This is a genomic window from Pseudomonas brassicacearum, from assembly GCF_009601685.2.
In the GTDB taxonomy this organism is placed as follows: Bacteria; Pseudomonadota; Gammaproteobacteria; order Pseudomonadales; family Pseudomonadaceae; genus Aquipseudomonas; species Aquipseudomonas kilonensis_B.
In genome coordinates this window covers 5,770,816-5,792,953 of the sequence record NZ_CP045701.2, presented here as the reverse complement: position 1 = coordinate 5,792,953, position 22,138 = coordinate 5,770,816, and the positions used below count along the sequence as shown (strand labels likewise).

At 63.1% G+C, this 22,138-nt stretch carries 20 protein-coding genes; 12 read left to right on the top strand and 8 right to left on the bottom strand.

Annotated features, from left to right (window positions below; all coding sequences use genetic code 11):
• Positions 1-11: 11 nt before the first annotated feature.
• From GFU70_RS25145 to GFU70_RS25135, 3 genes are all read right to left on the bottom strand, one after another.
• Positions 12-1,406, bottom strand: a complete 1,395-nt coding sequence (locus tag GFU70_RS25145) for an ethanolamine ammonia-lyase subunit EutB (protein WP_153388957.1) — start codon at positions 1,404-1,406, stop codon at positions 12-14.
• Between the two features lie 57 nt (positions 1,407-1,463).
• Positions 1,464-2,912 carry an ethanolamine permease gene (gene eat, locus GFU70_RS25140; protein WP_153388956.1) on the bottom strand — a complete coding sequence of 483 codons (1,449 nt, stop codon included), beginning with the start codon at positions 2,910-2,912 and terminating at the stop codon, positions 1,464-1,466.
• A gap of 170 nt (positions 2,913-3,082) precedes the next feature.
• Positions 3,083-4,603: an aldehyde dehydrogenase family protein gene (locus GFU70_RS25135; protein ID WP_153388955.1), complete on the bottom strand. Its 1,521-nt coding sequence runs from the start codon at positions 4,601-4,603 to the stop codon at positions 3,083-3,085.
• A 527-nt stretch (positions 4,604-5,130) separates the two neighbouring features.
• Here GFU70_RS25135 and GFU70_RS25130 point away from each other — a divergent pair.
• The 4 genes from GFU70_RS25130 (at position 5,131) to GFU70_RS25115 (ending at position 9,540) form a co-directional block, all read left to right on the top strand.
• Complete coding sequence (locus tag GFU70_RS25130) at positions 5,131-7,038, top strand: sigma-54-dependent Fis family transcriptional regulator (RefSeq protein WP_153388954.1); 1,908 nt, start codon at positions 5,131-5,133, stop codon at positions 7,036-7,038.
• 246 nt (positions 7,039-7,284) lie between these two features.
• On the top strand, positions 7,285-8,634 hold the full coding sequence (mpl, locus tag GFU70_RS25125) for a UDP-N-acetylmuramate:L-alanyl-gamma-D-glutamyl-meso-diaminopimelate ligase (protein WP_153388953.1): 1,350 nt from the start codon (positions 7,285-7,287) through the stop codon (positions 8,632-8,634).
• A complete protein-coding gene (gene ubiX, locus GFU70_RS25120; RefSeq protein ID WP_014340390.1) occupies positions 8,631-9,263 on the top strand; it encodes a flavin prenyltransferase UbiX in 633 nt (210 codons plus the stop codon). Before mpl ends, ubiX begins: the two co-directional genes overlap by 4 nt.
• Positions 9,256-9,540 carry a YceK/YidQ family lipoprotein gene (locus GFU70_RS25115; protein WP_058543138.1) on the top strand — a complete coding sequence of 95 codons (285 nt, stop codon included), beginning with the start codon at positions 9,256-9,258 and terminating at the stop codon, positions 9,538-9,540. The genes ubiX and GFU70_RS25115 overlap by 8 nt, the downstream gene beginning before the upstream one ends.
• A gap of 272 nt (positions 9,541-9,812) precedes the next feature.
• On the opposite strand, the gene GFU70_RS25110 is transcribed toward GFU70_RS25115, so the two are convergent.
• The 3 genes from GFU70_RS25110 to GFU70_RS25100 all read right to left on the bottom strand — a co-directional run bounded on the left by GFU70_RS25110 (position 9,813) and on the right by GFU70_RS25100 (position 12,753).
• Positions 9,813-10,454 (bottom strand): oxidoreductase, encoded by a 642-nt coding sequence (locus tag GFU70_RS25110; RefSeq protein ID WP_058543139.1) that lies wholly within the window; start codon positions 10,452-10,454, stop codon positions 9,813-9,815.
• A 27-nt stretch (positions 10,455-10,481) separates the two neighbouring features.
• Complete coding sequence (locus tag GFU70_RS25105; RefSeq protein ID WP_153388952.1) at positions 10,482-12,200, bottom strand: C13 family peptidase; 1,719 nt, start codon at positions 12,198-12,200, stop codon at positions 10,482-10,484.
• A 97-nt stretch (positions 12,201-12,297) separates the two neighbouring features.
• On the bottom strand, positions 12,298-12,753 hold the full coding sequence (locus GFU70_RS25100) for a MaoC family dehydratase (RefSeq protein WP_003185804.1): 456 nt from the start codon (positions 12,751-12,753) through the stop codon (positions 12,298-12,300).
• Between the two features lie 366 nt (positions 12,754-13,119).
• Here GFU70_RS25100 and GFU70_RS25095 point away from each other — a divergent pair, with 366 nt between their 5' ends.
• Genes GFU70_RS25095 through GFU70_RS25085 form a run of 3 tightly spaced genes read left to right on the top strand, consistent with a single transcriptional unit; the run spans position 13,120 to position 14,799 of the window.
• Complete coding sequence (locus GFU70_RS25095; protein WP_058543141.1) at positions 13,120-13,485, top strand: CidA/LrgA family protein; 366 nt, start codon at positions 13,120-13,122, stop codon at positions 13,483-13,485.
• The gene (locus GFU70_RS25090; RefSeq protein WP_058543142.1) at positions 13,482-14,198 is read left to right on the top strand and encodes an LrgB family protein; all 717 of its coding nucleotides are present in this window, start codon (positions 13,482-13,484) and stop codon (positions 14,196-14,198) included. The genes GFU70_RS25095 and GFU70_RS25090 overlap by 4 nt, the downstream gene beginning before the upstream one ends.
• A gap of 10 nt (positions 14,199-14,208) precedes the next feature.
• Positions 14,209-14,799 (top strand): LON peptidase substrate-binding domain-containing protein, encoded by a 591-nt coding sequence (locus GFU70_RS25085; protein WP_058543143.1) that lies wholly within the window; start codon positions 14,209-14,211, stop codon positions 14,797-14,799.
• Positions 14,800-14,851: 52 nt separating this feature from the next.
• Here GFU70_RS25085 and GFU70_RS25080 read toward each other — a convergent pair whose 3' ends face one another.
• Entirely contained in the window at positions 14,852-16,168 is a 1,317-nt protein-coding gene (locus tag GFU70_RS25080) for a bifunctional DedA family/phosphatase PAP2 family protein (RefSeq protein WP_116641268.1), read from the bottom strand.
• A 179-nt stretch (positions 16,169-16,347) separates the two neighbouring features.
• Positions 16,348-17,025: a DNA-3-methyladenine glycosylase gene (locus GFU70_RS25075; RefSeq protein ID WP_153388951.1), complete on the bottom strand. Its 678-nt coding sequence runs from the start codon at positions 17,023-17,025 to the stop codon at positions 16,348-16,350.
• 196 nt (positions 17,026-17,221) lie between these two features.
• Here GFU70_RS25075 and GFU70_RS25070 point away from each other — a divergent pair, with 196 nt between their 5' ends.
• From GFU70_RS25070 to mrdA, 5 genes are all read left to right on the top strand, one after another.
• The gene (locus GFU70_RS25070) at positions 17,222-18,493 is read left to right on the top strand and encodes a glutamate-5-semialdehyde dehydrogenase (protein ID WP_153388950.1); all 1,272 of its coding nucleotides are present in this window, start codon (positions 17,222-17,224) and stop codon (positions 18,491-18,493) included.
• Between the two features lies 1 nt (position 18,494).
• On the top strand, positions 18,495-19,178 hold the full coding sequence (gene nadD / locus GFU70_RS25065; RefSeq protein ID WP_153388949.1) for a nicotinate-nucleotide adenylyltransferase: 684 nt from the start codon (positions 18,495-18,497) through the stop codon (positions 19,176-19,178).
• Positions 19,179-19,249: 71 nt separating this feature from the next.
• Positions 19,250-19,744: a ribosome silencing factor gene (gene rsfS / locus GFU70_RS25060; RefSeq protein ID WP_058543147.1), complete on the top strand. Its 495-nt coding sequence runs from the start codon at positions 19,250-19,252 to the stop codon at positions 19,742-19,744.
• Positions 19,745-19,753: 9 nt separating this feature from the next.
• Positions 19,754-20,221, top strand: a complete 468-nt coding sequence (rlmH, locus tag GFU70_RS25055; protein WP_003185785.1) for a 23S rRNA (pseudouridine(1915)-N(3))-methyltransferase RlmH — start codon at positions 19,754-19,756, stop codon at positions 20,219-20,221.
• Between the two features lie 9 nt (positions 20,222-20,230).
• Positions 20,231-22,126 carry a penicillin-binding protein 2 gene (gene mrdA / locus GFU70_RS25050; RefSeq protein ID WP_153388948.1) on the top strand — a complete coding sequence of 632 codons (1,896 nt, stop codon included), beginning with the start codon at positions 20,231-20,233 and terminating at the stop codon, positions 22,124-22,126.
• Positions 22,127-22,138: the final 12 nt, after the last annotated feature.

Genomic DNA, 22,138 nt, shown 5'->3' with positions numbered 1-22,138 from the left:
GGGCAGGTCTCTCATCCCAAATGAGCTAATGCGTGACGAAACGCCGGTGGCAGGTTGTCGCCGAACCGCACCCGGCCATCGGCCTGGGTGAAGATGCCCATGTTCGCCAGCCACGTTTCGAATTCCGGCGCCGGTTTCAGGCCCAGGGTCTGGCGGGCGTAGAGGGCGTCGTGGAACGAGGTGGTCTGGTAGTTGAGCATGATGTCGTCGGAGCCGGGGATGCCCATGATGAAGTTGATCCCGGCCACGCCCAGCAGGGTCAGCAGGGTGTCCATGTCGTCCTGGTCGGCTTCGGCGTGGTTGGTGTAGCAGATGTCGCAGCCCATCGGCACGCCCAAAAGCTTGCCGCAGAAGTGGTCTTCGAGGCCGGCGCGGATGATCTGTTTGCCGTTGTACAGGTATTCCGGGCCGATGAATCCTACAACCGTGTTCACCAAAAACGGGTTGAAATGCCGTGCCACGGCGTAGGCCCGCGTCTCACAGGTCTGTTGATCGACGCCGTGGTGGGCGTTGGCTGACAGCGCGCTGCCCTGGCCGGTTTCGAAATACATCAGGTTGTTGCCCAAGGTGCCGCGATTCAGGCTGAGCCCGGCGTCGTAGCCTTCTTTCAAGACGCTCAGGCTGATGCCGAAACTGGCGTTGGCCGCTTCGGTGCCGGCGATGGACTGGAACACCAGGTCCAGGGGCACGCCGCGGTTCGCCGCTTCGATGGAGGTGGTGACGTGGGTCAGCACGCAGCCTTGGGTGGGGATGTCGTAGCGTTGGATGATGGCGTCGAGCATTTCCAGCATGGCGCAGATCGAGGCGGTGCTGTCGGTGGCCGGGTTGATGCCGATCATGGCGTCGCCATTGCCGTAGAGCAGGCCGTCGAGGATGCTCGCGGCGATGCCGGCGGGTTCGTCGGTGGGGTGGTTGGGTTGCAGGCGGGTGGACAGGCGCCCGCGCAGGCCGAGGGTGCCGCGGAACTTGGTGACCACGCGGATCTTTTGCGCCACCAGCACCAGGTCTTGCACGCGCATGATCTTCGACACAGCGGCGACCATTTCCGGCGTCAGACCGGGGGCCAGTGCCCGCAGGCTCTGTTCATCGGCGGCGTCGCTGAGCAGCCAGTCGCGAAAACCGCCGACGGTGAGGTGGCTGACGGTGGCAAAGGCGTGTTTATCGTGAGTGTCGACGATCAGTCGGGTGACTTCGTCGACCTCGTAAGGAATCAGCATTTCTTGCAGGAAATGGCTGAGGGGCAGGTCGGCCAGCGCCATTTGCGCCGCCACGCGCTCGCCGTCGTTGAGGGCGGCGATCTCGGCCAGGAAGTCCCCGGAACGCGCCGGGCTGGCCTTGGCCATCAGGTCTTTGAGGCTGTCGAAGCGGTAGGTCTGGGCGCCGACTGTGTGTGCAAAACTGGCCATACAGGATCTCCGTGACGGCGCCGCTGGGCGGCGCCGTGGTTTTCGGCGTTTTACAACTTAGTGCAAGGCTTCTTCAGCTTTTTGAATGGCCGCGAATTCCTCTTCGGGCGTGCCTGCTACCAAGTGATGCCGACTGTAGAAAGCAAAGTAAGCAATTAACACTCCATAGATGATCGCGGCGCCGATGACCACCCGTGGGTCCACCAAAAAGCCCGCCACCACGGCGATGCACGCCAGCACCAGGGCCACGCCCGAGGTGAAGATGCCGCCCGGTGTGCGGTATGGCCGGTCCATTTTGGGGCGACGGATGCGCAGGGTGATGTGCGCGGCCATCATCAGCACGTAGGAAATGGTCGCGCCAAACACCGCCACCAGAATCAGCAGGTCACCCTGGCCGGTCAAGGACAGGCCGAAACCGATGATGCCGGGAATGACCAACGCCAGGACCGGCGCTTTGCTTTTATTGGTTTCCGAGAGTTTGCGCGGCAAGTAGCCGGCACGGGACAAGGCAAAGATTTGCCGCGAGTAGGCGTAGATGATCGAGAAGAAACTGGCGATCAAACCGGCCAGGCCGACGAGGTTGACGAAGTTACCCATCCAGGTCGAGCCGCCGTAGGCCTTGGCCAGGGCTTCCACCAGCGGGTTGCCCGAGGCCATCAACGCGTTCGAGCCGGCGCCGCCCGGGCCTATCACCAGGATCAGCAGGGCGAAGGCCACCAGCACCAGCATGGCACCGATCAGGCCGCGCGGCAGGTCGCGCTTGGGGTTCTTGGTTTCTTCAGCGGCCAGCGGCACGCCTTCCACGGCGAGGAAAAACCAGATGGCATACGGAATGGCCGCCCACACGCCGACATAGCCGAACGGCAGGAATGGGCTGGCGCCCGTGGCTGCGGTGACCGGGATGTCCAGCAGGTTGGCGACGTCGAAATGCGGCACCATCGCCACCAGGAACACGCCCAGTGCCAGGGCGGCGACGGCGGTGATGATGAACATCAGTTTGAGCGCTTCACCCACGCCGAATATGTGGATGGCGATGAAGATGATGTAGAACGCCAGGTAGATCATCCAGCCGCCAATGCCAAATAGCGATTGGCAATACGCACCGATGAACACCGCAATCGCCGCCGGGGCGATGGCGTACTCGATCAGGATCGCCGTGCCCGTGAGAAACCCGCCCCAGGGCCCGAATGCGCTACGGGCAAAGCCATAGCCGCCGCCTGCGGTGGGAATCATCGAGGACAGCTCGGCGAGGGAAAAGCACATGCACAGGTACATCGCGGCCATCAGCAGCGTGGCGAGGAACATCCCGCCCCAGCCGCCTTGGGCCAGGCCGAAGTTCCAGCCGGCGTAGTCGCCGGAAATGACGTACGCCACGCCCAGGCCCACCAGCAGGACCCAGCCTGCCGCGCCTTTTTTCAGTTCGCGTTGTTGGAAATATTCGGAGCCGACTTTTTCGAAGTCGACCGATGACGTTGCCGATTGCGTGTTTGCATGATCGCTTGGCATAAGGGTTTACCTGTTTTTATTGTTTTTTGGCCAACCTGATCGCCGATTTAGCGCAGTCCCCTGTGGGAGCGTATGACCCTGAATCCTGTGGGGGCGAGCCGGCTCCGGGCGGCGATCCGACGAAGGCAATCTAAAGGGCCAGGCAGAATGACCTGCCTGGCCCCAAGGGCTTAGAAGAACCCCAACGGATTGATGTCGTAGCTCACCAGCAGGTTCTTGGTCTGCTGGTAATGGTCGAGCATCATCTTGTGCGTCTCACGACCCACGCCGGACTTCTTGTAGCCACCGAACGCGGCGTGCGCCGGGTACAGGTGGTAGCAGTTGGTCCACACGCGACCGGCCTTGATCGCCCGGCCCATGCGGTAGGCGCGGTTGATGTCGCGGGTCCAGAGGCCGGCGCCGAGGCCGAACTCGGTGTCGTTGGCGATCGCCAGGGCTTCGGCTTCGTCCTTGAAAGTGGTGATGCTCACCACTGGGCCGAAGATTTCTTCCTGGAACACGCGCATTTTGTTGGTGCCCTTGAGCAGGGTCGGCTGGATGTAATACCCGGTCGCCAGGTTGCCCTCGAGTTTTTCCACCTTGCCACCGGTCAGCAGCTCGGCGCCTTCGCCCTTGGCGATTTCCAGGTACGAAAGAATCTTGTCGAATTGCTGCTCGGACGCTTGGGCGCCGACCATGGTCTCGGTGTCCAGCGGGTCGCCGCGTTTGATCTGCAGGACTTTCTTCATCACCACTTGCATGAATTCGTCGTAGATCGACTCCTGCACCAGGGCGCGGGATGGGCAAGTGCAGACTTCACCCTGGTTGAAGAACGCCAGCACCAGGCCTTCGGCGGCCTTTTCAATGAAGCTCGGCTCGGCCTGCATGATGTCTTCGAAGAAGATGTTCGGCGACTTGCCGCCCAGTTCCACGGTCGACGGGATGATGTTCTCGGCAGCGCATTTCATGATGTGCGAGCCCACCGGGGTGGAGCCGGTGAAGGCGATCTTGGCGATGCGCTTGCTGGTGGCGAGGGCTTCGCCGGCTTCTTTGCCGAAACCTTGCACCACGTTCAGCACGCCAGGTGGCAGCAGGTCGCCGATCAGCTCCATGAGCACACAGATGCCCAGTGGGGTTTGCTCGGCCGGCTTGAGCACCACGCAGTTACCGGCGGCCAGGGCCGGGGCGAGTTTCCAGGCGGCCATCAGGATCGGGAAGTTCCACGGGATGATCTGCCCGACCACGCCCAGCGGTTCATGGATGTGATAGGCCACGGTGTTGCCGTCGATTTCGGCAGCGCTGCCTTCCTGGGCGCGCAGGCAACCGGCGAAGTAGCGGAAATGGTCGGCGGCCAGAGGGATGTCGGCGTTGAGGGTTTCGCGCACGGCCTTGCCGTTGTCCCAGGACTCGGTGATCGCCAGCACTTCGAGGTTGGCTTCGATGCGGTCGGCGATTTTCAGCAGGACCAGCGAGCGGGCCTGGGCCGAGGTGGCGCCCCAGGCATCAGCGGCAGCGTGGGCGGCGTCCAGGGCTTTTTCGATGTCTTCGGCCGTGGAGCGCGGGAACTCGGCAATGGGCTGGCCATTGACCGGGGAAGTGTTGGTGAAGTACTGACCTTTGACAGGCGCGACGAACTCGCCGCCGATGTAGTTACCGTATTTGCTCTTGAACGAAACGATAGCGCCTTCAGTACCGGGGTGAGCGTAACGCATGATGAGTTCTCCTTGGCTTTTGTGCTTATACGGGAGGGCCGCGCAAAATTGAGCGCTGGTAATCAAGCCTAGAGCAAAGGTTGGGCCATTGCCTTGCAGGGCCCGTAAATCAAGACTTTAGGAGGAGTTGGCCGGACAAACGGATGGGTTGTGTGACGCTTGCGATACAGCGGGTGTGACAGTTTGTGCCAGATGCGAGACAGTCTGTGACTGACAGGTCGCGCCAGCATTGCAAAGGCGGTTGGGCTGGAGGATGCTGGGCCTCAATGCGAAGCCGACCGGGTAGGCGCTGTATAGGAACCTGTAGAAGCCCTGTAGGAGCTGTGTAGGAGCTGCCGAGTGAAACGAGGCTGCGATCTTTTGATCTTTCGCTCGCGACTCAATTGTCAGTGAAAAGATCGCAGCCTCGTTTCACTCGACAGCTCCTACACAGCTCCTACACAGCTCCTACAGGGCGAGTTCCGACAGCGATAGCTATTCGACCGTTACCCCAGCAAGGCCGTCACCTTCGGGAGAATAATAAGAAAATGCACAGCAACCATTTGAGTCGCCATGCCCAGCAAGTCCTGACGGTCACCCAGGGCAAGGCCCATTTGCAGGGCCCTGGCAGCGATCCGTCGATTGCCCGTTCCTGGCTGCGCTGCCTCGAGGACTATCACCTCGACCCGGCCCAGAACCTGGCGCCGACGGTGCTCGAACATGGCCGGGTGCTGGAAAGCCGCGAGCGCCTGCAACAGGTGTTGCACATCGCCGGCAATGAAATGACCAGCCTGCACCAGCAACTCTCCGGCGCCGGCCACGCGGTGCTGCTGACCGACGCCCGGGGCGTGATCCTCAACTGCGTCACCGCCCCCAGCGAACGGAAGATTTTCGAACGGGCCGGCCTCTGGCTCGGCGCCGACTGGAGCGAAGCCTGCGAAGGCACCAACGGTATCGGCACCTGTCTGGTGGAGCGCCAGGCCCTGACCATTCACCAGGAAGAACATTTCCGTGGTCGCCACACCGGCCTGACCTGCTCGGCCAGCCCGGTCTTCGACCCCCAGGGCGAACTGCTGGCGGTGCTCGACGTGTCTTCGGCCCGGCCGGACGTGTCGCGCCAGAGCCAGTTCCACACCATGGCCCTGGTCAATCTCTCGGCGAAGATGATCGAGAGCTGCTATTTCCTGCGCTGCTTCGACAATCAATGGCTGCTGCGTTTCCATCTGCAGGCCGAGTCCGTGGGGCTGTTCAGCGAAGGTTTGATGGCGTTCGACGGCGAAGGACGAATCAACGCCGTCAACCAGAGCGCGCTCAACCTCTTGGGGCATATTCGCGGCAGTTTGCTCGGTCAGCGGGTCGAGGACTTTTTTGACTGCTCACTGGACGAATTGTTGGGCCGGGCCAGCGCCCAGGCCAGCGCCAGTTGGCCATTGCGCACCCGTGACGGCCGGCATTTGTTCGCCGTGCTGCGCGGGCAGCCCCGTAGCGTGCCGGTGCCGGTTGCGCCGCTGCTCAAGGCCATCGAGCCCGCGCGCCTGCCGGGCATCTGCCTGGGGGATGCGGCGTTGCAGGAACATTTTCGCAAGGCGCTGCGGGTGTTCGAGCGCGATGTACCGCTGCTGATTCAGGGCGAAACCGGCTCCGGCAAAGAGGCGTTCGCCAAGGCCGTGCACCACGCCAGCCAGCGCGCCGGCAAGCACTTCGTCGCCCTCAACTGCGCGGCCATCCCGGAAAGCCTGATCGAGAGCGAGCTGTTCGGTTATCGCGGCGGCAGCTTCACCGGCGCGCGCAAGGAAGGCATGCGCGGCAAGCTGCAACAGGCCGACGGCGGCACGCTGTTCCTCGATGAAATCGGCGACATGCCCCTGGCCTTGCAGACCCGTTTGCTGCGGGTGCTGGAGGATCGCCAGGTGGTGCCGATTGGCGGCGAGCCCGAGGCGGTGAACGTGCGCATCATCAGCGCCACTCACCGGCAGTTGCTGGATCGGGTGCAGGACGGCAGTTTTCGTGAGGACTTGTACTACCGCCTCAACGGCCTGGAAATCCCTCTGCCGGCGTTGCGCGAGCGCAGCGACAAGTCGCAATTGCTGGATTTTCTGTTGGCTGAAGAGAGCGGTACCGAGACGGTGTCCATCGACGAACCGGCGCGCCAGGCGTTGCTGGGGTTCGACTGGCCGGGCAACGTGCGGCAACTGCGCAACGTGCTGCGCACCCTCGCCGCGCTGTGCGACGGCGGGCGGATTGGCCTGGAGGACTTGCCGGCCATGATCCGTCAGCGCCCGTCGATTGCGCTGGTTGAAACGCAGGCGGAGCGGCCGCTGGAGGATGCCGAACGCCTGGCGCTGCTCGATGCCCTAGAGCGCCAGCGCTGGCACATGACCCACACGGCGGAACAACTGGGGATCAGCCGCAATACCCTTTACCGAAAGCTGCGCAAGCACGCGATTGCCCGATAAAGCACTGACTGCCTTTGTGGCGAGGGGATAAATCCCCTCGCCACAAAAGCCAGCTTGTACATTCATTTGTGGGAGCGGGCTTGCTCGCGATGACGTCGGCACATTCAATATCGCCGCAAGCTGATCCACCGCTATCGCGGGCAAGCCTTGCTCCCACAGAAGGCCGCCTGTGCGCCGAGGTTCAAACACAAGGTGCGATTTCCCCCTCCCTAGGCTAACCTGCGGCCATGTTTTACGAGGTCGACTATGCACATCCATATTCTCGGTATTTGCGGCACTTTCATGGGTTCGATGGCGGTCCTGGCCAAGGAGCTGGGCCATCACGTGACCGGCTCCGACGCCAACGTCTACCCGCCGATGAGCACGCAGCTGGAAGCCCAGGGCATCGAGCTGACCCAAGGCTACGACCCGGCGCAACTGGACCCGGCGCCAGACCTGGTGGTCATCGGCAACGCCATGTCCCGTGGCAACCCAGCGGTGGAGTACGTGCTCAACAAAGGCCTGCCGTACGTGTCCGGGCCGCAGTGGCTGGCCGATCACGTGTTGCAGGGCCGCTGGGTCCTGGCTGTGGCCGGCACCCACGGCAAGACCACCACCAGCAGCATGCTCGCCTGGGTGCTGGAGCATGCGGGCATGAGCCCGGGCTTTTTGATCGGTGGCGTGCCGCAGAACTTCTCGGTGTCGGCGCGCCTGGGTGGCACGCCGTTCTTCGTGATCGAGGCCGACGAGTACGACAGCGCGTTTTTCGACAAGCGCTCGAAATTCGTCCACTACCGTCCGCGCACGGCGATTCTCAATAATCTTGAGTACGATCATGCCGACATCTTCCCCGATCTGCCGGCCATCGAGCGGCAGTTCCACCATTTGGTGCGCACCATCCCCAGTGAAGGCCTGATCATCCATCCGACCACCGAGCCGGCATTGCAGCGGGTGATCGACATGGGCTGCTGGACCCCGGTGCAAACCACCGGCGCTGGCGGGCAGTGGCAGGTGAAGTTGCTCAAGGATGACGGCTCGCAATTCGAAGTCATGTTCGAAGGCCACTCCCAGGGCGTGGTCGACTGGGACATGACTGGCCAGCACAACGTCGCCAACGCCCTGGCGACCCTGGCGGCGGCCCGGCATGTCGGCGTGGTGCCGGCCATGGGCATTGCTGCGTTGAGCGCGTTCAAGAGCGTGAAGCGGCGCATGGAGAAAGTCGCCGAGGTGAACGGCATCACCATCTATGACGACTTCGCCCACCACCCGACCGCCATCGCCACCACCCTCGACGGGTTGCGCAAGCGCATCGGTGATGCGCCGCTGATTGCGATCATCGAGCCGCGTTCCAATTCCATGAAGCTCGGTGCGCACCGTGATGGCCTGCCGGAAAGCGTGGTCGATGCCGACCAGGTGATCTGGTACGCACCGGCCAACCTCGGTTGGGACCTGGGCGCCACTGCGGCGCTGTGCACGGTGCCGTCGATTGTCAGCGATTCCCTGGAAGGCATCATCGAGCGCGTGAAGAGCCAGGCCCAGCCCGGCACTCACGTGGTGATCATGAGCAACGGCGGCTTCGGCGGCCTGCACGGCAAGCTGGCCGAGGCCCTGAAATGAGCAATGGTCCGGAACGCATCACGCTGGCGATGACCGGTGCGTCCGGCGCCCAGTACGGCTTGCGCCTGCTCGATTGCCTAGTGCGCGAAGACCGCGAGGTGCACTTCCTTATCTCCAAGGCTGCGCAGTTGGTGATGGCCACCGAGACCGACGTGACCCTGCCGGCCAAGACCCAGATGATGCAAGCCTTCCTCACTGAATACACCGGTGCGGCGGCGGGGCAGATTCGCGTGTATGGCAAGGAAGACTGGATGTCGCCGGTGGCCTCGGGCTCCGGCGCACCGGCCGCCATGGTGGTGGTGCCGTGTTCCACCGGGACGCTGTCGGCGATTGCCACCGGGGCCTGCAACAACCTGATCGAACGGGCCGCGGACGTCACGCTCAAGGAACGCCGCCAGTTGATCCTGGTACCGCGGGAAGCGCCGTATTCGAGCATTCACCTGGAGCACATGCTCAAGCTGTCGAACATGGGCGTGACCATCCTGCCGGCCTCGCCGGGTTTCTATCACCAGCCGCAGACCATCGACGACCTGATCGATTTTGTCGTCGCCCGGATCCTCAATCTGCTGAACATCCCCCAGGACATGTTGCCGCGTTGGGGCGAGCATCATTTGAGCAGTGATGAATAAGCTGCTGATCGTGCTGCTGGCGCTGCAACTGAGCGGCTGCGCCACCGTCCGCACCCTCGACGCCGCCAAGCCCGGCGCGCCGGTGGTGTACGCGGGCACGCGCCTGGATCTTTACGCCCTCAACGGTGGCTGCTGCGCCAAGGACCGCTTTGGTGCCGAGGCCCCGAGTTACCCGGGTCTCGATCTGCCGGGCAGTGCGCTGCTCGATACCTTGTTGTTGCCGTTGTCGTTGTTTACGGCGATAGGGGTGGGGTTTCAAGCCACAGGCGGGTTGTAACAAACACCACAGTACCTTGACCTGCCCAAAACCCGTGGCGAAGGAGTTTGCTCCCGCTGGGCTGCGCATGGACGCTACACAGGAGCTACACAGGAGCTACACAGGAGCTACACAGGAGCTACACAGGAGCTACGTAGAGCGCTGTGTAGGAGCTGTCGAGTGCAACGAGGCTGCGATCTTTCCTCCAACGCTTGAGTCTCAAGCGAAAGATCAAAAGATCAAAAGATCAAAAGATCGCAGCCTTCGGCAGCTCCTACAGGGCGTGCGCAGAATCATTTGCCGAGCTTGCGCAACTCATCCGACTCCACCACCCGCACCCCATCCTGCTCTTCCAGCGCCAGACGCCACATGGCGCGGGCCAGTTGGCAGGCTTCGATGCCGTGGTACTTGCCGGGGATCAGTTTCGACAAGGGACCGGCCAGCTGCTCGGCCAGGCGCGGTTCAGCCCGGTCGCCCAGCAGCAGGGAAGGCCGGCAAATGGTCAGTTGCGGCCAGCCCTGGGCCTTGAGTGCTGCCTCCATTTCACCTTTGATCCGGTTGTAGAAGATCGATGACTTGGCGTCGGCCCCCAGCGCGCTGACCACCACCAGGTGGCGTGCGCCCAGTTCCCGGGCGCGCTTGGCAAACGCCACGACCAGGTCCAGGTCTATCGCGCGGAAGGCTTGCTCGGAACCGGCTTTCTTGATGGTCGTGCCGAGGCAGCAGAAGGCAATGTCGACCTGGCCACTGAGTTGTGGCAGCACCTGGGCCGGTTCCCCGACCGGATTTTCCAGGCGCGTGTGCTCGGCCAATGGCCGGCGGGTGGGGGCCAGGACCCGGGTGATGGTCGGCTCGTTGAGCAGCCGGTCCAACAGGTGTTCCCCGGTCAACCCGGTCGCACCGGCGAGCAAAACATGCTGAGGCGTCAAGTACATAGTGTTTCCCCCTTGATACGGTTCAGCTTAGTTGCTCTTTGTGGCCTCGTCGTTCAATGCAGTGCTTTGCAATGCTTTACGTGCCTGCTGTTTGCGCAGCAGTTGCCAGTGGGAAAGGACCGTCCTGGGCGCCCACATCTGCGGTTCGGACGCCTCGAAATTGTCTGCCTGTTCGCGTTCGGCAACGGTGGCCTTGGCCCGTTTGAAGGCCTGCTCCAGGTTGTCGGTCTGGTTCAATGCCTGGGCGAACAGCGCATCGCCGAAATAGGTGAAGTTGGCTTCCTCGGAGCAGCCGAAGGAGACTCGGTCGGCCCGTGAAGCGGTCATGATCAGGGTGCGTTCATCCTTGAGCGCCGGGATGAAACCGCCGGAATAGCAGGCCGAGATCACCACGATCTTGTCGCGGTTCTTCAATGGCGCCAGCACCGCGGCCAGTTCATCGGCGGGCAGGTCGGCCAGTTCCATGCGTGGCTGGTCGAGCACCAGCTCGTGCTCGCTGGTGCCGTGGCTGGTCAGGTAAATGAAGATCAGGTCTTCCGGGCCGGTGCGTTCGGCCAGGGTGGCCGCGGCGCGGCGCAGGCTTTCGCGGCTGGCCATGGGCCGGTCGCTGAGGTGATCGCGGTGGTTGACCAGGCGGATCTGCCCGAACGCGCCGAAACGGCTGGTGAGCATATTGGCGACATAGTCTGATTCACGCAGGAACACGCTTTGTTTACCGTCGCCGCCCAGGGTCAGGCTGTACAGCTCCACCGCAGGCGTCGAGGCCGGGATGTTGGCCAGGGCATCCTCCAGCAGGCGGCCCTGGGCCAGCAAGCCGAGTTCGAGCACATCCGGCAGCAGCCTGCCGTCAGCGTCGCGCACCCGTTGGCCATTGGCCCAGGTGCCGCTTTGCACGGTGCCGTCGGTCAGCGCCAAAGTGCCACGCCCGTGGTAACTGTCGCTTTCGAACTGACCGACATAAAAACTGCCGTCGGGCAGGTTCAGGCGGCCCTCGCCGGTAAAGCGCCAATCATTGAATTGACCGAGGTAGTGGCTGCCGTCGGCACCGATCAATTCGCCCTTGCCGGTCAGCGCACCCTCCTTGAACCGGCCGATCCAGACGTCGCCGTCGGCATTTTCGTAGCGTCCGCGACCGTTGAGTTGGTTGTTCTTGAAGCCGCCGATGTAGACATCGCCGTCGGCGCTGTTGAAGGTGCCCTTGCCCTGCAGTTGCCCGTCGACAAACTGCCCGGTGAACTGGTTGCCGCTGGCGTCGAAGCGCTGGCCTTCGCCGTTGGGCTTGCCGTTGGTGAATGGGCCCTGGTACTGGCTGCCGTCGTCGAGTTCCAGGCGGCCGAGGCCGGAATAGCGGTCGGCCTTGAACTCGCCCCGGTAGGTCATGCCGTTTTCCTGGAGTGTCCCTTCACCGTCCCGTCGCCCCAGCTTGAAGCCGCCGGTGTAGCTGCTGGTCGGTGTGGTCAGGCTGCCCTGGCCGTGGAACAGGCCGTGCTGGAACTGGCCGCGATAGACCTCGCCATTGCTGCCATGCCATTCCCCGGTGCCGTGCCACTGGCCTTTGTCGAACTGCCCGGCGTACCAGCTGCCATTGGGGTAGTCGATGCGCCCCTGGCCTTGCAGCAGCCCATCCACCAGGTCGCCGCGATAGCGTCCGCCGTCGGGCAGGCGCGCGTCGGGAGGCAGCGGCGATTCGCCGTCGCCACAGGCGGTGAGCAGCAGGGTCAGGGTCAGTGGGACGAATAAGCGCATAACGGGATCCAGGTCATCAGGCCACGAGTATGCCGCAGCTATGCGCGTTAGGAGAAGCGATGCGAAACTGCCTGGACGGTTTCGCGACCGCGCAGGTTTACACGAAGCAGAGCGACAGCGGCTCGGCGATGTAGGCCGGTTTTTCCGAACCTTCGATTTCCAGCGTGGCGGTGGCCTTGAGCAGCCATTGGCCAGGTTTTTTCTCGGTGACTTCCACCAGGTCGACCTTGAGTCGGACCTTGGAATCGACCTTCACCGGTTGGATGAAGCGCACGCTGTCCAGCCCGTAGTTGACGACCATCTTCACGCCTTCGGGCAGGATCAGGATGTCTTCCATCAGCTTGGGCATCAGCGACAGCGACAGGAAGCCGTGGGCGATGGTGCTGCCGAACGGGGTCTGCGCGGCCTTGACTGGATCGACGTGGATGAACTGAAAGTCGCCAGTGGCTTCGGCGAACAGGTTGATGCGGTCCTGATCGATGGTGAGCCATTCGGAACGTCCAAGTTCCTTGCCGACATAATCTTTGAGCGCTGCAACGGGGACGTAGGGCATTGAGACTCTCCTTGGGTTCATCTGTTTTACTTTTTCTGGAAGGGGGAACTGCGTCCCCGGAGAACCACTGTAGATCAACATGGCGCGCAAGTAAGGTCACCGAACATGCTTTTTACGAATGCCGGCTCATAGCGCGGGCGTGTTTAAATGTGTCATCTGGTTACTCCCTGTAGGAGCTGCCGAAGGCTGCGATCTTTTGATTTTGATCTTGATCTTGATCTTGATCTTGATCTTTCGCTTGAGACTCAAGTGTCTGGGGAAAGATCGCAGCCTCGTTGCACTCGACAGCTCCTACGCAGCTCCTACGCAGCTCTGCGCGGCTCCTACGGGGAGGGGGTTCATGGTGTTTGTGAGGGGAGAGAGCGGATGTTGCTACGGGGCCTGACCTGGCTGGTGCTGTTTCAATTGCTGGGCACTGCGATCAATCATTTGTTCTTGCCGGTGCTGCCGGGGCCGATCGTTGGCCTGCTGCTGTTGCTGGGCTATCTGGTGGTGCGCGGCGAAGTCAGCGAACCGTTGAACCTGGCTGCCGGCAGCCTGCTGCGTTATCTGCCATTGCTGCTGGTGCCGCCCGCGGTGGGCGTGATGGTCTATGCCCGGGCCATTGCCGCCGATTTCTGGGCCATCGTCGGCGCGTTGACGTTGTCGCTGGTGCTGTCCGTGGCGTTGACGGGGTTGCTGATGCAGCGCCTGGCCCGACGTCACATCGCCGCCTCGGAGGACAGCCAATGATGCTCGATTGGCAGGGCGCCTGGGCTTCGGTGATCCACCATCCGCTGTTCGGCATCGGCATTACCCTGGGTGCCTATCAACTGGTGCTGGCGGCGTTCGAAAAGACGCGCTGGGTGTTCCTGCAACCGGTGTTGATGTCGATGGTGCTGTTGATCGGCGTGCTGGTCGGTTGCGGCATCGACTATGCCGAGTACCGCAAGAGCACCGAGATCCTCAGCATCCTGCTGGGCCCGGCCACGGTCGCCCTGGCGGTGCCGTTGTATCTGAACCTGCGACGGATCCGGCAGTTGTTCTGGCCGATTTTTACTACGCTGGTGATAGCCGGGGTGTTTGCCACGGGCTCTGCGGTGGTGTTGGGTTGGGCGTTCGGCGCCGAGCACATGATTCTGATGACCATGGCGCCCAAGTCCGTGACCTCGCCGATCGCCATGCTGGTGGCCGAGCAGATCGGCGGTGTCGCGGCGATGGCGGCGGTGTTTGTGTTGATCACCGGTGTGCTCGGGGCGATCCTCGGCCCGAGCATTCTGACGAAGCTGGGTGTCCATAGCCCTGAGGCCCGGGGCATGGCCCTGGGGTTGGCGGCCCATGCGGTGGGTACGTCGGTGGCGTTGCAGGAAAGCGAGGAAACCGGCGCCTTTGCGGCGCTGGCGATGAGTCTGATGGGCGTGGCCACGGCGGTGTTGCTGCCGTTGGTGGTGTCGATGACGGTTTAAGGAATTGGTTATGAGCTTGCCGCTTTTCCCGTTGAACACCGTGCTGTTCCCCGGTTGCATCCTCGACTTGCAGATTTTCGAGGCGCGTTACCTCGACATGATCGGGCGCTGCATGAAAAAGGGCGAAGGCTTCGGCGTGGTGTGCATCCTCGATGGCGAGGAAGTCGGCATCGCGCCTGAAGGCTACGCGCGGGTCGGTTGTGAAGCACGCATCACCGATTTCTCCCAGCAGGACAATGGCCTGCTGGGCATTCGCGTGCAGGGCGGACGGCGCTTTATCGTCCATGGCAGCAGCGTCCAGGCGGATCAACTGACGGTCGCTGAGGTCGAGTGGCTGGAAGAAGAACCGGAGCAACCGCTGCAAGAGGAAGACGCCGACCTGGTGGCGCTGCTCAAGGCCCTGGCCGAGCACCCGATGGTCGAGGCGCTGAACATGGGCACCGAAGCGAGCGGCCAGCAATCGCTGGCCAATCAACTGGCCTACCTGTTGCCGTTCAATGAGTTGGACAAGATCGACCTGCTGCAACTCGATGATCCCCAGCAGCGGCTGGATGCGATCCAGGCCTTGCTCGATGAATTGCAGGGCGAACTCTTCGCCTGACACAACACATATCTACTGAACAGCGCTGATCCCCTGTGGGAGCGTCTTGGCATCAATAGGCATACCGCAACATCGCATGCGGCAGGTGCCGCAGGGCGAAGAAGCTGAACGCCGCCACCAGCGCCGGCAGGATCAGCCACCAGATTTTCGGCGGCATGGCCGGCAGCGGGGTCTGGCGTTGGCTCAACCACAGCACGGCGGCGCAGACACAGGCGGCGAGCATCGCCCCGGCGACGATGTCACTCGGCCAATGCGCGCCCAGGTACACCCGCGACAGGGCAATGGCCAGCGCCGGCAGGCAGCCCAGCAGCAGCCAGGTCAGACGCAGGCGTGGCGGTTGGCCGCGTCCGGCCAGGACGGCGAGGGCCAGGAACAACGCGAACGCCCCGGAGGCGTGGCCGCTGGGCATGCTGTAGCTGGTCAGCGGGTCGGTGAGGATTTCCGGGCGCACGCGGGCAAAGAAGTGTTTGCTGCCGGTATTGGCCAGGGCGGTGAGCAGCATTGCGCCACCGGCAAAGATTGCCTGGCGCCATTGGCGCGCCAGCAACAGCAACCCGGTCAGCAGTGCGCTGAAAATCAGCATGTAGCGGAATTCGCCCATCAGCGTGAAGGTCACGGCGATTTCATCCAGCGTCGGGCTGCGGTGCTCCTGGACCAGGGTCATCAGGCCTTGATCGAACGCGCTCAGGTAGCGAAAGCCGATGAACAGACTGATCAGGATCACCAGGCCAAGGCCTGCGATCAGCGCCGAGGCATGGCGATGACGACGCAGGCTGCTGTTGACGCTCAGCCCGATCATCACCGCGATGCTGCCGATGACCACGCCGGCCTGTGGCCAGAAACCTTCGGGCAGCGGCAGGCGAAACGCCGCCCCGGTGGCCCAGCCCGGCAGCAGGTACGCCACGGTCCAGCCCGCCGCAGCCAACACGCTGACGGCGGCGAAGCGCGGGAACGGCATGTCGCACATCCCGGCCACCATCGGCAACATCGGCCGTAGCGGGCCGATAAAACGACCCACCAGCAGGCTGGCGATGCCGTAGCGCTGGAAATAACTTTCCGCAGCGCTCATCCATTCCGGGTGATGCCGCAGCCCTGGCAGGCGCCGGATGTTCTGGTGGAAATGCCGGCCCAGGAAGTACGACACCAAGTCCCCGAGCAGCCCGCCGAGCAGGCCCAGCAGCAACGTCTCGCCCAAGGACAACGCGCCGCTACCGGCCAGCACGGCGATGGCAAACAACAGCACGGTACCCGGCACGATCAGGCCGGCGATGGCCAGGCACTCCACGCAGGCGACGATGAACACCGCCACCGCCAGCCATTGCGGGTTGACGGTCAGCCAGCCGGTGATGCTATCGAGCCATGGGCCCATAAGTACAACTCCATTGAATATTGATCGGCATGCAGTTTTTGCTGTGGGGGAGAGCTTGTGGGAGCAAAGCTTGCTCGCGACGAGCGGTGACACGACCTTACTGTTGACCCGTGTCGCCTGCATCGCGGGCAAGCCTTGCTCCCACAAGCCCGCTCTCACAGGGGGTATACGGTATTTCATCAGGGCAACAAAAAATAATCACGCCCTTCGACCTGCCCGCGCCGCAAAGGGTTGCGGGTGCACCATGGGGCGTAGGCAGCGTCAACGAAGCGGTAGGGCAGGTGCTCGTCTCGTCCCTGGGGAATACCCAGGCGCGTGGTCTGGATCGCGTTGACCGTCGGCACGCCGACGTCTTCCACCAGCAAGCGTTCGGGGTCGAAGCGTTTGGCATCCCAGTCCGGCACCTTCAACCCCAGGGCTTTGCACAGCAGGGTCTGGCCGGCACAGAGTTTCTGCGGTGTGCGCGGCCGGCCTTGGGCGTCGGGGTTGTTGAGCAGCATCTGCGCCAGGCTCGCCGGCCCGGAAAGGGCGTCGACCCACGGGTACGCCGATTTGATCAACACCGCATTGCCTGGGCCCTGGGCGCTGAAGTTCAACGAATCGCCGCCCCGTGCGTAGTACATATAGATGTGGCCGCCATCCAGAAACAACGCCTTACGTTTTTCTGTGTAGCCCAGCGAGGCGTGGCTGCCTTTTTCGGCGAAGTAATACGCCTCGGTCTCGATGATCCGCGCGCTGAGCCACAGGTCACCGACCTTGTGGCGGATGACTTTACCCAGCAGGTCCTTGGCAAGCACTTGCGCGTCGCGATCGAAAAAGGCGTGGGGCAGGGCGTTGGGTGATGGCAAATCGGTCATGGCGATAGACGAGGTGAGGCCAGAGGAAGCGCGATGATACCAATGGAAAGCTTAATCACCGCTGAACACTCGCTTCAACCGGCTGTTTACACCTGTTTTGCTTCTCCGCCGGTCACCACTGCGAGTCCATGCTGTTAGTCGAGGGTTACGACAGCTATAATCTGCCGCTTTCCTCATCGCCAAGACCACACAGACCATGACTGAGTCCGTTCTTGACTACATGACCCGCCTGGGTCGCGCCGCTCGCCAAGCGTCGCGCATCATCGGCCGTGCCAGCACCGCGCAGAAAAACCGCGCCCTGCAGGCCGCCGCCAATGCGCTGGACGCTGCGCGTGCCGAGTTGTCCGCCGCCAATGAGCTGGACCTGGCCGCCGGCCGGGCCAATGGCCTGGAACCGGCCATGCTCGAGCGCCTGGCGCTGACCCCGGCCCGCATCGACGGCATGATCGTCGGTCTGCGCCAGGTTGCGGCCCTGCCGGACCCGGTCGGGGCGATCCGCGACATGAGCTACCGTCCGTCGGGCATCCAGGTCGGCAAGATGCGCGTGCCCCTGGGCGTGGTCGGGATCATCTACGAGTCGCGCCCGAACGTGACCATCGACGCCGCGAGCCTGTGCCTGAAGTCGGGTAACGCGACCATCCTGCGTGGCGGCTCCGAGGCTATCCATTCCAACCGTGCCATTGCCGCCTGCATCCAGCGCGGCCTGGCCGAGGCCGATCTGCCAGCGGCCGTGGTGCAAGTGGTGGAAACCACCGACCGTGCCGCCGTCGGCGCATTGATTACCATGCCCGAGTTCGTCGATGTCATCGTACCGCGCGGTGGCAAGGGCCTGATCGAACGGGTCAGCCGTGATGCCCGCGTGCCGGTGATCAAGCACCTGGACGGCATCTGCCACGTCTATGTCAGCGCCCACGCCGAATTGCCGAAAGCCCAGCGCATCGCCTTCAACGCCAAGACCTACCGCTACGGTATCTGCGGCGCGATGGAAACCCTGCTGGTGGACCAGGCCGTGGCCAAGCAACTCCTGCCATCGATGGCTGCCCAGTTCCGCGAAAAAGGCGTCGAGCTGCGCGGTTGCGAGCGCACCCGGGCGATCATCGAGGCCGTTGCGGCCACGCAAGAAGACTGGGACACCGAATACCTGGCTCCGATCCTGTCGATCCGTGTGGTCGACGGGCTGGACGAAGCCATCGAGCACATCAACCGCCACGGCTCGCACCACACCGACTCCATCGTCAGTGAAAACCTGGGTGAAACCCGGCGCTTCGTGGCTGAAGTGGATTCGGCATCGGTGATGATCAACACCCCGACCTGCTTCGCCGATGGCTTCGAATACGGATTGGGTGCCGAGATCGGCATTTCTACTGATAAGCTGCACGCCCGCGGCCCGGTGGGTCTTGAAGGCCTGACCTGCGAGAAGTACATCGTGGTGGGTGACGGCCAGCTGCGCGGACAGGAGCCGGTCTGACTTGGGCGACCTTGACCCGTCAGCCGCAGTGACGACAGCCCCGCCCCGGCGCATCGGTATCCTGGGCGGCACGTTCGACCCGGTGCACATCGGCCATTTGCGCGGTGCGCTGGAAGTCGCCGACGCCCTGGCCCTCGATGAGCTACGCCTGACGCCCAGCGCCCGGCCACCTCATCGGGATACGCCGCAGGTGTCGGCGCAGGACCGCCTGGCGATGGTCGAGTGCGCGGTGGCCGGTGTGGCGCCGCTGGTGGTGGACGCCCGCGAATTGCAGCGGGACAAACCGTCCTACACCATTGATACCCTGGAGCTGATGCGCGCCGAACTGGCCGCTGATGCCCAGGTTTTTCTGCTTCTGGGCTGGGACGCATTTTGCGGCCTGCCCACTTGGCATCGCTGGGAAGAGTTGCTCCAGCATTGCCACATCCTGGTGCTGCAACGCCCGGATGCCGACAGCGAGCCGCCGGATGCCTTGCGCAACCTGCTGGCGGCACGCTCGGTGAGCGACCCGCTGGCCCTGAAAGGGCCGAGCGGACAGATTGCATTCGTCTGGCAGACGCCGCTCGCGGTATCCGCCACCCAGATCCGTCAACTGCTGGCCAGCGGTAAGTCGGTACGTTTCCTGGTGCCCGACGCGGTCCTGGCCTACATCGATGCGCACGGGCTTTACCGTGCGTCGAACTGAAAAAGGCGCGCTTCAAGGCACGTGAATGCGTGTAGCGAAGCGCCCGAACATACGAGCAAAACGAGTTTTATATGACTGACAAAGACGTAAACAAAGTAAAGCGCAAAGGCACGTTCAAAAGCGCCCCGCTGCCGGTAGAGGCCCACACTGGCGTGGCACTGGTCGGCGAAGAGCTGGTCAAGGTGGCCGTGGCGGCCCTGGAAGACGTCAAGGCCCAGGACATCCAGGTGATCGACGTTCGTGAAAAGCAGAGCATCACGGACTACATGATCATCGCCACCGGTACGTCCAACCGCCAGATCGGCGCGATGCTGGACAAGGTCCGCGAAGCGGTCAAGGCCCAAGGCGTCAAGCCGCTGGGTGAAGAAGGCAAGGGTGACAGCGACTGGGTCCTGCTGGACATGGACGACGTCATCGTGCACATGATGACCGCCTCGGCGCGCCAGTTCTATGACCTGGAGCGCCTGTGGGCCGGTGCCGAGCAGAGCCGTTCGGCCAGCGCCGCGCACCACAGCCCGGAAAACCCCCATGAGCACTTCACCAAGCTCAACAAAGACCAGCAATAAGGGACCGCTGTGCGACTGCGCCTGATCGCCGTCGGTTCTCGCATGCCCAAGTGGGTGGAAGAAGGTTGGCATGAATATGCCAAGCGTCTTCCGTCCGAGCTGGCCCTGGAACTGGTGGAAATTCCGCTCAACACCCGTGGCAAGAACGCCGACGTGGCGCGCTTCATCCGCCAGGAAGGCGAAGCCATGCTGGCCAAGGTCGGGCCGAACGAGCGCATCGTCACCCTCGAAGTCCACGGCAAGCCCTGGAGCACCGAGCAACTGGCGGTAGAGCTCGATCGCTGGCGGCTGGATTCGCGCACGGTCAATTTCATGGTCGGTGGCCCGGAAGGGCTGGCGCCTGAAGTCTGCGCCCGGGCCGATCAGCGCTGGTCATTGTCGCCGTTGACGTTGCCGCACCCGCTGGTGCGGATATTGATCGGCGAACAGCTGTATCGTGCCTGGACAGTCCTGTCCGGGCACCCTTACCACAAGTAATCTTGCCCCATGCCCCAGCCGATCCGCATCAAGGACCACGAAAAAGACGCCCGCCTGGTGCGGGGCCGTGTCGTGTTCGGCGCCATTGCCGTGGTGACGCTGATCGGCGTGCTGATTGCGCGCTTGTATTTTCTCCAGGTGATCCAGTACGAGTACCACTCGACCCTGTCGGAAAACAACCGGGTGCATGTGCAGCCGATTCCGCCGACCCGCGGGTTGATCTTCGACCGCAATGGCGTGGTGGTGGCGGATAACCGGCCCAGCTTCAGCCTGAGCATGACCCGCGAGCGCTCCGGCGACTGGCGGCATGTGCTCGACGTGATCGTCGAAGTGCTGCAACTGACGCCCGAGGACCGGGCGATCTTCGAGAAGCGCATGCGCCAGGGCCGGCGCCCGTTCGAGCCGGTGCCGATTCTGTTCGAGCTGACTGAAGAGCAGATCGCCCTGATCGCGGTGAACCAGTTCCGCCTGCCGGGCGTCGAGGTGGTGGCGCAGTTGGTGCGGCATTATCCCGAGGGGGCGCACTTTGCCCACTCGGTCGGCTATATGGGGCGGATCAACGAGAAAGAGCTCAAGACCCTAGATCCTGTCAATTACAGCGGTACCCACCATATCGGCAAGACCGGCATCGAGCGCTTCTACGAGCCCGAGCTGCATGGCCAGGTGGGGTACGAAGAAGTCGAGACCAACGCCCGCGGCCGCGTATTGCGAGTGCTCAAGCGTACCGACCCGATCCCCGGCAAGGACATCGTCCTGAGCCTGGACATCAAGCTGCAAGAGGCCGCCGAAGCGGCGCTGGGCGGCCGGCGCGGCGCGGTGGTGGCGCTGGACCCCAACACCGGCGAGGTGCTGGCGATGGTCAGCCAGCCGAGTTTCGACCCGAACCTGTTCGTCACTGGCATCAGCTTCAAGGCCTACGCCGAATTGCGCGATTCCATCGACCGGCCACTGTTTAACCGCGTGCTGCGCGGCCTCTATCCGCCGGGATCGACCATCAAGCCGGCCGTGGCGATTGCCGGATTGGACTCGGGTGTGATCACCGCTTCCAGCCGGGTCTACGACCCCGGTTATTACCAACTGCCGAACTACGACCACAAGTACCGCAACTGGAACCGCACCGGCGACGGTTATGTGGACCTGGAAACGGCCATCATGCGGTCCAACGACACCTACTTCTATGACCTGGCCCACAAGCTGGGGATCGATCGGTTGTCGACCTACATGAACAAGTTTGGTCTGGGGCAGAAGGTCTCCCTGGACATGTTCGAAGAATCGCCCGGGCTGATGCCGTCCCGGGAATGGAAGCGCGCCACCCGGCGCCAGGCGTGGTTCCCTGGCGAAACCCTGATCCTGGGGATCGGCCAGGGCTACATGCAGGCCACGCCCTTGCAGCTGGCCCAGGCCACGGCGTTGGTGGCCAGCAAGGGCAAGTGGTATCGCCCGCACCTGGCCAGGACCATCGAAGGCCAGAAACCGGTGGACCCGAACCCGATGCCGGACATCATCCTGCGCAATCCGTCGGACTGGCAGAAGGTCAACAACGGCATGCAGCAAGTGATGCATGGTGCCCGGGGCACCGCTCGCAAGGCGGCCATCGGCGCGCAGTACCGTATTGCCGGCAAGAGCGGTACGGCCCAGGTCGTCGCCATCAAGCAGGGCGAGAGGTACGACCGCTCCAAGGTCCAGGAACGCCACCGCGACCACGCCTTGTTCGTCGGTTTTGCGCCGGCCGAAAACCCCAAGATCGTCGTGGCGGTGATGGTCGAGAACGGTGAGTCCGGTTCCGGCGTCGCCGCGCCGGTGGTGCGCCAGGTCATGGACGCCTGGCTGTTGGATGAGCACGGCCAGCTCAAGCCCGAATTCGCAAGCCCCATCAGCGCGGAGGCTACGGCCCGTGAAGAATAATTTCGACCGGAT